17 protein-coding genes and 1 pseudogene are annotated in these 14871 nt (G+C 50.2%); 4 read left to right on the top strand and 14 right to left on the bottom strand.

Annotated elements, in window-relative coordinates; all coding sequences use genetic code 11:
- Window positions 1–35: 35 nt before the first annotated feature.
- Entirely contained in the window at window positions 36–545 is a 510-nt protein-coding gene (locus JVX88_RS14150) for an IS110 family transposase (protein ID WP_211627919.1), read from the top strand.
- A gap of 267 nt (window positions 546–812) precedes the next feature.
- Here JVX88_RS14150 and JVX88_RS14145 read toward each other — a convergent pair whose 3' ends face one another.
- A complete protein-coding gene (locus JVX88_RS14145; protein WP_211627917.1) occupies window positions 813–1115 on the bottom strand; it encodes an AraC family transcriptional regulator ligand-binding domain-containing protein in 303 nt (100 codons plus the stop codon).
- A gap of 14 nt (window positions 1116–1129) precedes the next feature.
- A complete protein-coding gene (locus JVX88_RS14140) occupies window positions 1130–1543 on the bottom strand; it encodes a zinc-binding dehydrogenase (protein WP_225931568.1) in 414 nt (137 codons plus the stop codon).
- Window positions 1544–1550: 7 nt separating this feature from the next.
- Between JVX88_RS14140 and JVX88_RS14135 the strand changes: the two genes are divergently transcribed.
- Window positions 1551–1814, top strand: a complete 264-nt coding sequence (locus tag JVX88_RS14135) for a Crp/Fnr family transcriptional regulator (RefSeq protein WP_263975528.1) — start codon at window positions 1551–1553, stop codon at window positions 1812–1814.
- Window positions 1815–1868: 54 nt separating this feature from the next.
- Here the strand turns inward: JVX88_RS14135 and JVX88_RS14130 are convergent, their stop codons facing one another.
- The 9 genes and pseudogenes from JVX88_RS14130 to JVX88_RS14085 form a co-directional block, all read right to left on the bottom strand.
- Entirely contained in the window at window positions 1869–2765 is an 897-nt protein-coding gene (locus JVX88_RS14130) for a hypothetical protein (protein WP_211627915.1), read from the bottom strand.
- Window positions 2766–2875: 110 nt separating this feature from the next.
- Entirely contained in the window at window positions 2876–3952 is a 1077-nt protein-coding gene (gene galK / locus JVX88_RS14125; protein WP_211627913.1) for a galactokinase, read from the bottom strand.
- Between the two features lie 2 nt (window positions 3953–3954).
- Window positions 3955–4446, bottom strand: a complete 492-nt coding sequence (locus tag JVX88_RS14120) for a M24 family metallopeptidase (protein WP_263975590.1) — start codon at window positions 4444–4446, stop codon at window positions 3955–3957.
- Window positions 4447–4543: 97 nt separating this feature from the next.
- Window positions 4544–5125 (bottom strand): annotated as a pseudogene (locus JVX88_RS14110) (IS1 family transposase); the annotation flags it as partial.
- The gene (locus JVX88_RS14105) at window positions 5119–8115 is read right to left on the bottom strand and encodes a PAS domain S-box protein (protein ID WP_211627908.1); all 2997 of its coding nucleotides are present in this window, start codon (window positions 8113–8115) and stop codon (window positions 5119–5121) included. The pseudogene JVX88_RS14110 and the gene JVX88_RS14105, both read right to left, overlap by 7 nt.
- Before the next feature lie 530 nt (window positions 8116–8645).
- Window positions 8646–9143, bottom strand: a complete 498-nt coding sequence (locus JVX88_RS14100) for a superoxide dismutase (protein ID WP_211627907.1) — start codon at window positions 9141–9143, stop codon at window positions 8646–8648.
- Between the two features lie 46 nt (window positions 9144–9189).
- Window positions 9190–9723: a tetratricopeptide repeat protein gene (locus JVX88_RS14095; protein WP_211627905.1), complete on the bottom strand. Its 534-nt coding sequence runs from the start codon at window positions 9721–9723 to the stop codon at window positions 9190–9192.
- A gap of 12 nt (window positions 9724–9735) precedes the next feature.
- Window positions 9736–10062, bottom strand: a complete 327-nt coding sequence (locus JVX88_RS14090) for a hypothetical protein (RefSeq protein ID WP_211627904.1) — start codon at window positions 10060–10062, stop codon at window positions 9736–9738.
- Window positions 10063–10330: 268 nt separating this feature from the next.
- Window positions 10331–11371, bottom strand: a complete 1041-nt coding sequence (locus JVX88_RS14085; RefSeq protein WP_211627902.1) for a class I fructose-bisphosphate aldolase — start codon at window positions 11369–11371, stop codon at window positions 10331–10333.
- Window positions 11372–11558: 187 nt separating this feature from the next.
- On the opposite strand from JVX88_RS14085, the gene JVX88_RS40635 reads away from it, so the two are divergent.
- Both JVX88_RS40635 and JVX88_RS14080 read left to right on the top strand, forming a co-directional pair.
- Window positions 11559–11687, top strand: a complete 129-nt coding sequence (locus JVX88_RS40635) for a hypothetical protein (RefSeq protein ID WP_263975527.1) — start codon at window positions 11559–11561, stop codon at window positions 11685–11687.
- 59 nt (window positions 11688–11746) lie between these two features.
- Window positions 11747–12169, top strand: coding sequence for a hypothetical protein (locus JVX88_RS14080; RefSeq protein WP_211627900.1), 423 nt, complete (start codon window positions 11747–11749; stop codon window positions 12167–12169).
- A gap of 105 nt (window positions 12170–12274) precedes the next feature.
- On the opposite strand, the gene JVX88_RS14075 is transcribed toward JVX88_RS14080, so the two are convergent.
- From JVX88_RS14075 to JVX88_RS14065, 3 genes are all read right to left on the bottom strand, one after another.
- Entirely contained in the window at window positions 12275–13189 is a 915-nt protein-coding gene (locus JVX88_RS14075; RefSeq protein ID WP_211627898.1) for a GAF domain-containing protein, read from the bottom strand.
- Between the two features lie 136 nt (window positions 13190–13325).
- Window positions 13326–13970 carry an ABC transporter permease gene (locus JVX88_RS14070; RefSeq protein ID WP_211627897.1) on the bottom strand — a complete coding sequence of 215 codons (645 nt, stop codon included), beginning with the start codon at window positions 13968–13970 and terminating at the stop codon, window positions 13326–13328.
- A 41-nt stretch (window positions 13971–14011) separates the two neighbouring features.
- Complete coding sequence (locus JVX88_RS14065; RefSeq protein ID WP_036002687.1) at window positions 14012–14719, bottom strand: response regulator transcription factor; 708 nt, start codon at window positions 14717–14719, stop codon at window positions 14012–14014.
- Window positions 14720–14871 lie beyond the last annotated feature (152 nt).

The raw sequence follows: 14871 nt of genomic DNA, 5'->3' as shown, positions 1-14871 counted from the left end.
GATCTCTCTCCCTTTCCTCTCGTGGAGGTCTATCGATGTCAGGTCAATCTGGACAAACAGGACTACCTGTGGTGCATCAGTTTGCAGCAGGAATTGATATCGGCTCTCGCTTTCATGTTGTGGCCGTACCGCTTGGGATTGCTGCTGAGGCAGTTCGTACCTTTGAGTCTTACAGTGCTGAGTTGCATCGCATGGCAGAGTGGTTGATTGAGCTGGGTGTGACAACCGTGGCAATGGAGTCAACCGGCGTATACTGGGTGCCCCTCTATGAAATTCTCGAGGAGCGAGGACTCGACGTGGTGCTGGTGAATCCACGAGAATCACGCAATGGGCCAGGACGCAAAACCGATGTCAATGATGCTCAGTGGTTGCAGCGCCTTCATGCTTGTGGACTGTTGCGAGCCAGTTTCGCCCCAGTCGAGAGTTGCTGCCCTGCGGTCCTATCTGCGACTGCGAGAACGGCATTTAGACTACGCAGCAGCGCATCAACCCATGCAAAAAGCGCTGACGTTCATGAATATGCAACCGCAAACTGTCGTCTCTGATATCACAGGGGCAACCGGAATGAAGATTATCCGTGCGATTGTTGCCGCAGAACGTAACCCTACCGAGTTAGCCAAATAATGAGTACAAGTCTGACTTGATAGAGGTGGAAGACCCACTCACAGGTGAAGTTGTGCCTTTATTTCATCCTCGGACTCAGCAATGGGCAGAGCATTTTACTTGGAGTTTGGATGCAACGAAGGTTTGCACTAATCACTGCATCGGTTCAACAATCCCTGGGTCTTCGGTCAAGGCAATACCAGAGGTGGTCATTTGCTCAATGCGACGAGCAATGGTACTGCGACGAATGACGCAACGTACCCAACGATTCCATAATTGCCTACATTAAATGCTTCCCCAAAATGGAGGCCCAAATTCTCATCACCCGTTTGTTTGACGACCTCGCGCCATACCGCATAATGGACGGAAGCCAGAATGCGTTGATCCGGTGTTGTCAGGACGATTGGATCAAGCCCAACCTTAAAACAAAGTTCCTCGACATCCAATCCCTGATGAGCTGCAAACTGAATCACGCTACGGGTAAGATAGCCAGAGAAAGTTTTTTCTTGCATCGATCAATCCTCTGTTAAACCCGAACAACGACTTTTCCAGTTACCTGTCTTTGTTCGAGTTTGCAAACAGCAGAAGGCAGATCGATCAAGGAATACGTGTGGTCAATTAGGGGTGCGATCGTCCCTGTTGTAAGCCAATCCTTCAAGATTTGGAGATCAGATTGATTGGGAGTAGAGGCCAATGCGGTGACTCTGCGGCGACTGAACTTCGAAATCAAAGACCCGAAGAGTAAAATCTGAAAAAAGTGGGCAGTGGAACCCCCAACCAAAACATAGGTTCCACCCGGTTTCAAAATAGAGAAATAGTTAAAGACGGAACGATAGGCAGCCGCATCCAGAATCAGGTCGTAATTGATGCCGCTTTGGGTGATATCGACTTGAGTGTAATCAATGACATGATCGGCACCGAGCGATCGCACCTTATCTATCTTTTTCGTGCGCGCTTGCCGCTGGATGCTGATGACCCATGACCGCGTCGGAGAAGATCAGTTTCCGCTGACCCAGGAGTTTATTGCCCAAATGCTGGGTGTGCGTCGTGCGGGTGTCAGCGTGGTAGCTTCCACGATTCAAAGAGCAGGGTTCATCAGCTACAAACGAGGCAAAATGACAATTCTTGACCGAGACGGTTTAGAGTCTTCAGCCTGTGAATGCTACCGCATGATTGCCGCAGAGTTTGATCGCCTGATTGGTGGTAAATAGGGGTTTTGCTTGGCTGCAATAATTTTCAGAATGGCTACAAAACCAGCGTGATTTTTAAATTCCCGCTTCTAGGAAAGCTTGTGTAAGTCGCTCTACTTGGCCGATCTGGTCTGCCCAGCGAGACAGGTAATCATAGTCTAAAACGGTGGCTTGCGCCTTCAGAATCCCTAACACTTGCCGCCATTGCTGCTCAGATCGACTGCGCTGACTCCAGAGTAGTTTTTGCAAAATAATATCTTCAGCCGTACAGACCCAGAAGGGAGCGCCCAAATCCTCGATCAACATTCGTCTACTCATCTGCGAGCGTTCAAATGGCTCGTCGCTCATGGCGATTAAGTCCGCATTATCCAGCGTTTGAGTATGCGTAATCGAAATCGTTTTACCAACGCCCAGCCGTACTTCCTCTACATCAGCAGGCGGACAGTAGAATCCTTCAGCCTCTAAAGTACTAATCAGCCGATCCAGTTGGTCTGACTGAAACTGAACAATAATATCAGCATCTTGTGTCACTCGCGGTTCTCCCCAGATCGCTGCCGCCAATCCACCACCCAGGTAGTAAGCGATGCCTAGTTTCTCAAACTGTGGATGTAACCGCTGCGTCAGGGTTAGAGCATCTTGCTGTTGCCATTCCACTAATGTTCCTCCAGGAATAAAAGCTGACGTATACTTATCCGCCAGGATTCGGTGACTGGCGCGCAGTTGAACTGCCTGGATTGAATCATTAGGATATTGCCGCTGCACGGAAGCAATCGCTAAATGCTTTGCCATTCGCATCAGGTTTTGAGTTAGTTTGATGCGCTCTGTCAATGGCTTCTGGCGCAGGAAGTAGTAGTATGCTACGTCTGCTTCTACGGAAGTATCTTCGGCTTGGGGGCGATAGCCTGCCTTGGGTTGGGGAATTGGGTTCATCAGATTGTAGGAGGCGAGAGTTGATGCGCTACGCAATCTCATCTGGGTTGTGCTTGTCTCTAAGCTGGAGATTTTCAGCTTCATTTACCCACTTTTCCAAACTTTCCTCAATTATAGAGGTATTCCGTTCAGAATCCGGTTGTCTGATCGGTCTACAACTCGTCTGGAACCAGCATTCGTCCTTGATATTCAGTCTGATGATCCGCATTGTATTGCTTTAGGACGGTCTGACCAATTGTGTTCGCTTCACCCTGTTTTACCAGCGCCACACAAGCTCCGCCAAATCCCGCACCCGTCAGCCTTGCACCCCAAACAGCAGGTGTATTTTGCAGCAGGTCTACCAGATGATCGAGACCGGCAACCGACACTTCGTAATCATCCCGCAAACTTTGATGCGAGGCATTCATCAATTCGCCAAAGCGCTGGGCCGAAACGCCCTTGCTCGCCTCTAGAACGCGGTTATTTTCGGTAATTACATGGCGGGCGCGTTGTTGCAGCGGCGAGGGTAAAGTTTCCACCTGTTTGACATCCGTGACATCTCTCAGGGCTGGAACCTTTAGGATCTGAGCGGCGGCTTCGCATTCGGCTCGGCGCTGATTGTAGCCACTGTCAGCTAGGGTGCGAGGAATGCCGCTGTCGATCACCAGAATCTCGCTCTCTGCCGGTAAGGGCAACAGCTGCCGTTCCAGCGTGCGCGTATCGAGAAACAGTAGATGCTTGGTATCTGCTAGGCTGGCCGCCATCTGATCCATGATGCCGCACTGCACGCCTGCATACTCAATCTCAGCCTGTTGCCCCAGTTGCGCCAACTGCACCGGATCGAGATCCAACTCCAGCAGCGATCGCAGCGCTTTCAGCGTCGCAATTTCCAAAGCCGCACTGCTCGATAAGCCAGATCCGATCGGGACCGTAGAGGTGACTAGAACATTCAGCGGCGGCACCTTATGACCCAATTTTTCTAACACCTGAATGCAGCCGAAAATGTAGCGGCCAAAGCCAGAGGAAACCGGATTGTTGGGAGCTACATCCACCTGTGCCGCTAGTTCAACTGAGTAGAAGTGGTGACGCGGGTTGGGGCTAATGCCGATATACACCGTGGTTTGTTGGGGAATGGCGGTTGGCAACACAAAGCCATCGTTGTAGTCGGTGTGCTCGCCCAGCAGGTTGACTCGTCCGGGAGCACTGGCCCATACCTCAGGGGAGTCATTAAAAATTTGCTGAAAATCCATGATTAGCGCTCCAGAGGTAGCGGTCGCAAACGTCCGGCAATTTCGGCAGCAGGCCAAGTCGGATCAAAGGTGAGATTCTCCAGGCTGCCATCCGCCAACAGCACAAACGTGTCTTCGATTTTAGCTCCGGCCAAACTGGGATTCCAGGCCATTGCCATATTGGCCGTCAGGATCTCTGAGCAGGTGGGAGTGGCGATCACTTCGCGTGATAAATAGCCAGTCGTGCCACCTTGATGATGTTCTTGAATCGCATCCGGATAGCCCAATTCCTGGTAAGCCTGAGCCAACACCTCATACACCTGACTCAACCCAGTTCCAGGCCGCGCCTGATTCAGACATGCTGCCTCTATTTGCTGTACCTGATGATGCAGATCGGCCTCAACTGGCGTCAGGGAGCCAAAACACACAAATCGGGTGAGATTGGCGTACAAGCCATTGCCCCGCGCACAGAAGACCAGCATGGCAACGCGGCCCAGCGGCTCCTGGGTCGGAATCGGATGGCGATAGAGAGGCAGGCGTTTTTCTCATGCTTGCCGCATTAACTGAAGTGGTAGTCTTTTTTAGTAAAGGACAGAGAGAATTAGAACCCTCTTAACTGCTGAATAGCTCCAAGCGAATCTGTTCGTTGTAGTAATGGATGAAATTCCAAATCGCTCCAATGTGATTATCGAGGTTCTTAGAAAAGGACAACGTTCGTCGCACGAACCGAGAGACTCGTTGTCGTAACGTGTGATTGAATCGTTCAATCTAATTGGTCAACCCTGTTGCTTTATCAACGGCATAGTGACGTTTACTGGGTAGGACTGCCTGATATGCCTCCCAAGGGTCGGTATAAATCACAGCACATTGCCGATACACTCCTGGCATCGATTGCCATAGCGCAAAAGCAGAGTCGGCAGAGCGATCGCCAATATGACAACCGACAATCTCACGGGTCTTCACATCCAACGCCAGCCAAACCCACTGCTTGTTTCCTTTATCATTGACAAATGACCATAATTCATCCCTTTGCACACTTAACGCTGCTTTGGGTTTGGCAGTCACCTGCACGCTGCGGAGCACCTTGTCGTAGCAGTCATTGACGTACTGTTGCAACCACGATTGGGACACCTTGAGCACACGGGCGATGCCTGCCAAAGGAATTTTCTCTAACAGCAAGCGGTCAATCATGGCTGACCCGTCAGCGAAACCAGTGAAATCCCAATCGGGGCATTGTCAAACGCGCCTCGAAACAGGGCTTCACTGGCCCGCAGGGCGGCCTCGGTTTGCTTCAGGTCAGTAATATCAACTTCGATGCCGTCCCAAACGATGCGGCCATCCTCTATCCGGCGAGGCGTTGAGCGAATCGAGGACCATTGGATTTTGCCCTCGGCGGTGCGGTTCCGCATTTGGAGTTCAACTGACGACAGATTTTGCAGCGACTCCTGCACCACCCGATCGGCAATCGCCAGATCTTCATCAAAGCCTATACTGCGGATCAGCTCAGGATTCTCGATCACGGCCTCCGGTTTTAGACCTAGCAACCGCTCAATCCCGGCACTGATATAGGAGTAGTAGGAGCCTTTCCCCGGTTCGTAAACCCGCTGATAGATAAATCCTTTGGGCAAATTGTCGCCAATTGCCCGCAGCATTGCTTCTCGTTCTTGCAGTGCCTCTTCTGCCTGTTTACGTTCTGTAATGTCTTCGACTAGCCCAATGTAGTGCGATGGCTGTCCGGCTTGGTCGCAAACTGGAAAAATTTGCGCCGAAATCCAGCGAATCGCACCGTTTGCTTGAATAATTCGATAGTCTCGTTGAACTCGCACAGTGCCCTGTTCAACCAGGAAATCGAGCGATTCTAGTACCGCTGCCCGATCGTCTGGGTGGATGATGTCTAACCAGGAACTGGCATCTTGATAGAGACTTTCACAGGAACGTTCCCAAATCTTTTCGTAGGCTGGGCTGATATAGAGATACTCTCCGGTGGTTGCTGCCTGCACAAAGAATATCTGATTGATAGTTTGAGCAATCTCTCGAAACCGTTCTTCACTCTGACGCAGTGCTTCTTCTGCCTGTTTAAGCTGGGTGATGTTGCGTACACTCACCACAACCCCAGAAATCGTCTGATCGGCCTCTAGATAGGGAGCATAGGTCACGCTAACAAATTGCCGCCCTAGGGTCGGAAACTCAAACCACTCGTGATATTGAATCGTTTCTCCGGCCAGACAGCGATCGAGGTAGGGTTGAACCACGGTTCTAAAGATGTCCGTTCCCACTAGTTCATCAACGGTATAGCCCACAATTTCGCTGTAGGATTTCTGATTCCAGTCTAAGTACGTTTGGTTGACAATCTGGTAACGATACTGGCGATCGACTAGGGAAACGGCATCGGTGGTGGCAGAGACAATTCGCTCATACCGCCTCTGGGCCAGTTCAGCTGCTTTGCGATCGCTAATGTCCCGATGCATCACAATTACACACTCTTGTCCGTCCAGAGTTTGCACACCAGCAGACAACAAAACCGTTCGGACTTCACCTGACTTAAGGCAAAGCTGCACTTCCAGGTTTTGTGCACTGCCTTGCTGATAGAGCAAACTGCGGCACTGGTCTCGCTGCGCCAAATCGTGCCAAAAATTCAGTTCCGTGGCTGTACAACCAATCATTTCGCTACGGGAATAGCCAAAGAACTCGATCAGGCTGTCGTTAACGTCTAAGAACTGCCCTTCCGCCAAACTAGCAATTGCGATTGGATCGGGGCTGGTGCGGAAAATGGTAGTGAATTTTTCCTCAGACTCCTCTAGGGCTGTGCGGATCCGCTCGAAGGACTGTTGCAGCTGATCCGCCATTTGATTAAACGTCTGCGCCAGACCGTTTAATTCTGCGATGGGGCTGTTGGTGGGTAAGCGTTGTTTCAGATTGCCAGCAGCGAGTTCTTGGCTGGCTCGATTCAGTTGGGCAAAGTGGGAGATGAACCAGTTGGCGGCCCAGAGTCCCACACCAATTGCCCCAGCCAGCGTCAGTAGACACAAGAGCGCCGTGGTGCGGGCGTTATGCTGAATTTCTGCTAGGAAATGAGACTGGGGAATCACAGTGACAATCTGCCAACTCAGCCCGTGCTGGTCCTGAAATGGCATAATCTCAACGAATAGTCGTTCCCCATTGTGATAAAAGTCGAGTTCTTGAACTGCATCGGGAGCTAGTTCCTGAGTCGGAGCGGGACTTGGAGCCGATACTCGCCCTTGCGGCGATTTCACAGGCGATTTCACAGGCGGTTCCGAAATACTGGTATGCTCGCGTAAATACTGCCCCAGCGATTGGATCAAGCCATCCTGACTTTCGTAAATTTTGAGCTGCCGAAACTGCTGATGATAGCCAGTACCCGACTTGAACTGATAGGGTGCTTCTTGAGTGGACGTGGCGACAAGATTACCCTGCTGATCCATAATCAAGACTCGGCCAGAGCGACTGATAGGCAAGCGGTGCAGAAATTCACTCAGATAGTCTAGGCGGAGATGAACAGCAAACACGCCCAACAGTTGCTTGGTGGCCGGATCATAAATCGGATGGGATGCATCTAATGTCAATAGTTTCGTCGAGCCATACTGGGAAATTGGGCTCCAACCGGGTTGACCAGTTCTAACCGCTCGCTTATACCAAGGCCGGTCGCGGCGAACATCCAACCCCTTCAAGGTAGTAACTAGCTCCCCCCGTTTGCCCTGACTGTCTAGCTGATAAACCAGGATCTGATCGGGGCGAGAAGCGTTAGCCGCCACTAGATACAAATTGGGTAATCGGTCCACTAGGCGAAATAGCCCTTCTGGATTGGCAAACAGAACCGCCGAAACCTGTTGATCAAACTGCTGCAACCGATTAAATAAAGCCGCTTCGAGCGCAGGGATGTCCTGGAGATCGATCTGCCCTTGGTTGGCAGCATCAACATTCAACCGATTAATCAACAGCGGTGTCTGCAGATAGGTTTTGAGTTCCTGCGTCACCCGGTCATTAATACCTAAAACCAACTGGTGCCTCAAGTTGTCTACCGCTTTCTGCCCGCTCCGATACGATAGATACCCCACCAGCGCCGTGGCTCCAACAGTCGATAGCACAAACGGCACCGTCAAGGCCCAACGCAGAGGCACATGGATAGTCAAAGGAAACAGCTTTGGCAGCTTTGGCAGAGACATGCAGGCAGTTTGGTGCTGAGAGGTGCTAAGAAGGTGCTAAGAAGGTACTGAGAGGTGCTGAGAGCAGTAACTTGATCTTAATCTGCATTCTAAACGCAGTTTCCAACTCCGAGAATCGTTAGGCTGGAACAGCAGTCGGATCTTCGACTTGTGTGGACACCGTAGGTTAGGGTAGGAGGGTGAGGGAGGATCAGATAGAGAGCCGATTCTAGTCTCTTGAAATTCATTTACAAACAGTCTCTCATATGAGTTTCATATCTTCTTGTTCTAAAATACTGTTTAGCCAATAAATTACCTTAAAAATGCTTTGAAAATAACGGCTGTTATCCCCTTGTTCTCCAATCCATTTATCTACTGCTCTAGGTTCTACTGTTCTAGGCTCTAATGTTCTAGTGCATGCGAAGAGGCTTGAGGATAACAACAGGCAAAGGAGCAAGCTATGAATACGCGCATCCCAGCCGGCGAGTTGGGCATTTCTTCAGCGATATCAACAGGGCATTTGCCGCCTTCCCATTTCGTTCAGGCGCTGGTTACTGAGGCGTACAATCGTTTTCAGACTGTTGATCAGGGAGAGGTTGCCGACTAGGTTGGCTGATAATCTCGAACTTGTTGTCAGCCGTGCGAACCAGCCAAACAAAACCGCTACCAAAGTGCTTCGCACCCGCGTCGTTGAATTGGGTTTTGAAGTTCTCAAAGTTGCCGAACACATCGTTGATTACCGTTGCAATCGCTCCCGTGGGTTCACCGCCAGCATTGGGAGCCATAATTGACCAGAAGATCGAATGATTGAAATGACCACCCCCCTGATTACGAACTGCCGTGCGAACGCCTTCAGGTAAGGTATGTAAATTGCGAATTAAATCGTCAATTGAACGGTTCTGTAAATCTGGATAGGACTCCAGCGCTTTGTTCAAATTATTGACATAGCCACCGTGATGAAAGTCATGGTGAATTCGCATCGTCTGGGCGTCGATATACGGCTCTAGAGCATCTTCAGCATAAGGGAGGGGTTGTAGTTCAAATGGCATGAGGTTTCTCCTCTGTTAGGCTAAATGGACACCTGTGAATCTACCTTCAGTCTGGTAAGCTGTAGCGTGAGTGAACTGACTGATCGGGTTGTAATTCTTCTAGACTGGTAAAGTCAAATTCTGCTAGGAACGATTGCGCTTGCTGAGTAATCTGAGCAAAGAGTGCTTCTGCTTTCGTGATCTGGTTGAGATCGCGGTAGAAGCGATACATTTCAGAAGCAACGATCTTTAATGCTTTGAACGATTCCAACCGTAGTTTACTGGATAGGCTTTGATTGTTCATCATAGCAACTACTGTTGTATATACCTGTTGCAACGTTGTTTCTGCCAATCCAATCTGGTTCAAACTGACATAAACATCTACTAGATTATTGTGGGACACCACATAAGGATGAATGGCATCGGGATGTTTGGGATTAAACTTAGCTTCTGCCAACAGCGACTCAGCAATTGCCAATGCCTGCTTATAAATTCGCTGAGCCTCGGCATAACGGTGCTGCTGCATTTCCTGGTTGCCTGCTCTGGTACAGAGCCGCCAATTCGCTTCGCGGACTGCATAGGAGGATTGATCAGCGTCCATACTGGATAGCCCCTAGGATTGAATAGAACGAGTTTTCAGCCAGCGTTTTTTAGACTTGTAGAATGGCTTGCGGGCAGGAGCAGGCTCAAAGTCGAGGCAGTCACCGGCTTCTTCAGTCAGCGCTCTGTGGGGATGAACCGTACATTTCAGGTAATGGCAACCCGTAAAGTAGACGCAGCGATCACACGGAATACGATGCAATTTTTGCAGTCGTGCAATGCCGTCGCGTAACGCAACAACAACAGCCCAGATGAATCCAATCAACAAGGTTGATAGAGTAATTGGGCAAAGAACAGCTTTATCAGTGAGCGCTATGCCAAAATAAAAACTGTGAATCATAGTTTTAGCCAGAGTGGTATTTAGAACGGTGAGTGAGCGGTATATCTCGCTGATGGGCTTGCATCAATGCCTCAAAGGGGGGCATCTCCTGATGGCAGGTCAGGCAAAACCAGTACACCCTGGAATCGCGCACATGGCGGAGTAGATTATCGGAGCAGCAAGGACAAGTTGGCATAGTCAGGTATAGATGAGGAGTTCACTTCAAAAACAGAGGAATCAGATTTAGCTAAGCCTGACTCCTTGCCTTGAAATAGATCTGCACTGGCAGTTAAACCAGCACCGTCTGTTTTTCCATTGCTGGATCGTATTTTCCTAAACTGGCAGCTCCATTCAGCTTGGCGCGATGATAAAGCAACTGTTGAGCAGCTGGAATGTTGGCATCATTACCGGCCCAATGCTCAAGCGCAGGCTGCTGAATTGCTCGTGCATAGGAGAAGGTAACGCGCCAGGGACACAGCGCACCATATTTGGCATTCATTGTATTGAGATGTTCAGTTGAGCGCTGATTACTCTGCCCACCAGAGAGAAACGCAATACCAGGAACAGAGGCCGGAACGTTATTGCGCAGCACTTGAATCGTCATCTCTGCGACCTGATCAACCGTGGCTTGTACCGAACACTCTAGGCCAGAAATCACCATACTGGGCTTGAGGATCATCTGGTCAAAGGCCACTTTTTGTAGCCGCAGTTGGGTAAATACGGCTTGCAGCGTTTGATCAGTTACGTCATAGCAGCGTTCGATAGAATGATTGCCATCGATCAGCACTTCGGGTTCAACAATCGGCACAAGTCCCCCTTCCTGACATAGGGCGGCGTATCTAGCCAGAGCATGGGCATTGGTTTCGATGCAGGTCGGGCTAGGGATAGGTTCGCCAATCGTAATCACGGCCCGCCATTTGGCAAATCGTGCGCCCATCTGATAGTACTCGGCAATTCGCTCGCGCAGTCCATCTAGCCCTTCAGTTATTTTCTCACCGGGACAAGCTGCCAGATCTTTTGCGCCCGTATCAACCTTGATACCGACAATCATCCCTGCATTCTGCATGACCTGGGTGAAGGGCACGCCTGCCTGGGATGACTGGCGAATTGTTTCATCGTAGAGAATGGCACCACTAATAAACTCACTCAAATTGGGAGTTGTTAGGATTAACTCCCGATAAGCTCGACGCCGCTCTTCGGTTGTTGGAATCCCCAGTTTGGCAAATCGCTTGTTGCAGGTGGCATTGCTTTCGTCCATCGCTAGAATACCTTTACCAGGGGCTACCATCGCCTGGGCTGTTTGTCGCATCTCATCTGCATATATACTCATCTCGTTCACTCTTTCGTGAGACAACAAAATTATTATTGCAACTATTTCTCAATAAGTCTATAATATCGGCAAGTTATTTTTGAAATTCACCTGATTCGCAGTAGAGGCAAGAGGTTGAAGCTTCTCAAGCAGTTTAGGAAAGCAGTTTAGGATGATAAAGTATTTGGCTACTTTGCAGTTTCGGAAGGTGACTCGGTCACAATCGAGTATCGACCTTGATAAAGTGCGCGCTATTTGGCGGGATCGCTGGCAAGAAACCTATCAAGCAATGCAAGACCGCATCAGCCATGAGCTTGAGCAATCCAATCAGCTCTAGGTGATTTTTGTTTCAGAGCTATTCATTATTCGTCTTTTGATCGCTAAGGAGTAACCGCTATGAATGCCTCCGAACAGGCAACTAACATTGAGATCGTCAGTAAAATCGCCACAGTAGTTAATGTGGTGCGATTTGAATTTCCAGATTTGGCGGTTGATTTCAGTCCTTGGTTGAACAATGCTGAAACGCAAAAGTTTGATGATCCCAATTCAATTGATTTGGGGTTTCACTTTCCGGGGCGGAGCTTTACTTGCCAAAGTTCCAGTATTTTGATGCAAATTCGTTTGCCTGATGCACAGCGCTCTCGAATTGCCGCAGTTGAGCTGTCTGGTCATGATCATATGGGGCAGCAGTGGCGATTTGCAACCAGTCAGGCTGAGGAATTCTGGGGACTGGCAGTACCATTACCCAAAGCCCAAACCCAGCTCAAACAAATTTGTCGGCAGGTGGTTCGTCTATTCAATTCGGCTGTGCGGAGCTAAGCGAAGGAGCCATCCGGCAGCAGAGAATGTTGAGTATGAGCTAGCTCATAGAATCACCAGTTTATCTTACCTATACTGGCTAGTAATTCAATCGATTCAATTAATTCAATCATAGTCAGCAAAGGGTTCGAGCACATCAGCCACCCAAATGTGCGGGTCAATGGTCGTCAAAACCAAGGGTTCGGTTTCAGACTCAATGCGGGTGAGGGCCAGCAGATTGTCAATTAAGATGATTTCCTGCTGGCTTTCCTGTTGCAATACCGTCAAGTAGCACTGGAGGCCAGGATTGGCTGCCAGCTCAACCCCAAGGCGCTGTAATTCCAGCTCTAGCATTTGTGCCGCTGTGGCGATCGTGGCACTTGGCGTCCGCAATTCCTGAGAGATCGTAGTGAGAAAATCATCCTTGAGGCGATTCAGCCGAGCTAGCTCTGTTACCTGGGCCTGAGCAGCTTGATAAAGCCGAGCCTGCCGAATCGCAATTGCACATTGGGTGGCAACCTGCTGCACCAGCCAAACTTCTTCGGGTTCAAACCCTTCTGCTCCGACGCGGTAGAGCCATAAATCGCCAATTACCTGCTGATTATCGATGATGGGATGAACTAAAGCAGCGAAGTGCCCTGAAATCCGCCGTACATTGTGAAACTTTTGATCGAGTGGATACCAGCAGCCGTGAACATATTGCCCCTGTAACAACTGACTGTAGACCTCAGGGTAATCCAGCATTGAAACCACCAACCCCTGCACAGGTAGCACCTGCCCTGCCACATATTCATAGGCAACGGTTGAGGTACCGTGCTGCAAATCGTAAATGCCAGTATCGCAACTATCAACTTCCAGCCCAATCGCCAACTCCTGCACAGCGGTTTGCAGAATTTGGGCTTCGTCTAAGCTATCGCGGACTTTGTCAGCAATGCTCTGTAGACGATTGCCAAACCCATAGGTCCGCTGCAATTCGTCTTGGCTGTACTTGAACTGACGCAATACCTCATCGAGTATGTTGAGATATATGGCAAGGGACATAAAACCTGGCATGCTGAGCTTTGCGATCAATCATTGATTCTACGCTTTGGTGGTTTCTTGAGTGAAATGGTGTTGGCAAAGGCGCAATCTAAAATACCCAATTGCTGGCCCATTATTGAGGCCATTATTGAGGCCATTATTGAGGAGGTTGTACCGCCCGCTGCAGCTGACCGAGGACAATTTCTGCCAGCACCGCCAACAGCGCTACCGGAATAGCTCCCACCAGCAAAATAGCCGGATCGTACTGCGCAAAGCCCAGCACAATGAATCGGCCCAAGCCGCCCGCTCCAATGAAGGCGGCTAAGGTTGCGCTAGCAATCACCTCGATCGTTGCGATTTTGATGCCTGTGATTACAACCGGCAAAGCTAGCGGTACCTCGATCGAGCGGAGGACTTGCCTTTTACTCATACCCATGCCATAGGCTGCCTCTCGAATCATCGGATCAATGCTGCGGAAGGCAACATCGGTGTTGATTAGAATTGGCGGCATCACTAGCAGGGTCAGGGCCACAATCGCCGAACGCACATTCAAGCCGAAGTACGGCACCGAAACAAAAACGAACAGAACCACTAGGCTGGGAATTACCCGCAGGCCGTTAAACCCGTTAATCAAGACCGTTGCTGCTGTACGGGAGCGAGCACTCCATAGGCCCAATGGCAACCCCACTACTAGCCCAATCGCCAGCGGCACGAGGACGAGAACCAGATGCTGCTGTAGGGCTGTCAGTAAGGGATTGAAATTGCTGGCTGCGTGCTCGTAGGCGCGGATAAATACATCCATCGGCTGAAAAGTGGCTGAGAGAAGTAGCTGAAAGAATTGGCTCAAACTAATGCGTCTTCAAATTTATACCCCACCCCAATCACGGTTTTGACAAAGGTGGGATTGGCCGGATCGGGTTCGATTTTTTTGCGTAGCCGGGCCACATGGGTATCCACTACGCGCTCATCGCCATAGAAATCGCTGCCCCACAGCCGCTCGATCAGCTGGGTCCGATTCCAGACCCGTCCAGGATAGCTGAGAAAGGTAGTCAGTAAATCGAACTCTAGCGTTGTCAGGTCCAGCGTTTCGGAATCTTGGCCATCGAGCTGCCGGTGAGCCACCCGCTGATCCACATCCACTGCAAAATGGGGTGTTTGAAACACACGGCTCTGTCCACCTTGGCGGAGGGTGCGGCGCAGTAGGGCACGGACTCGCGCCACCAACTCACGTGGGCTAAACGGCTTGACCAGGTAGTCATCGGCTCCGGTTGAGAGGCCAATAATCCGGTCAATCTCTTCCCCTTTGGCAGTCAGCATCAAGATAAATGGATCCTTGTTGCCAGGTTTCTGGCGAATGCGAGCACAGACTTCTAGGCCATCTAAGCCCGGAATCATCAAATCGAGAATAATCAGATCGGGCTGTTGTTCTTGAAAAATTTGCAGCGCCGTCACGCCATCGCGACAGGTGCGACAGGTGAAGCCTTCTTTTTCTAAGTAGAGCTGGATCAGCTGAGCAATTTCAGCTTCGTCTTCCACGATCAAGATTTGCATGACTTGTCTGCTTTCAGAAATCCAAGTCTATAGTGACATACGAGTGTCATGCATCTGTTGGATCTGGCCAATTGCTCGGGCCAATTGCTCGGGCCAATTGCTCGGGCCAATTGCTCGGGCCAATTGCTCGGGCCAATGGATCCGACCAATGC

It is taken from the genome of Leptolyngbya sp. 7M (assembly GCF_018128485.1).
This window is presented reverse-complemented; position numbering and strand designations above follow the sequence as displayed.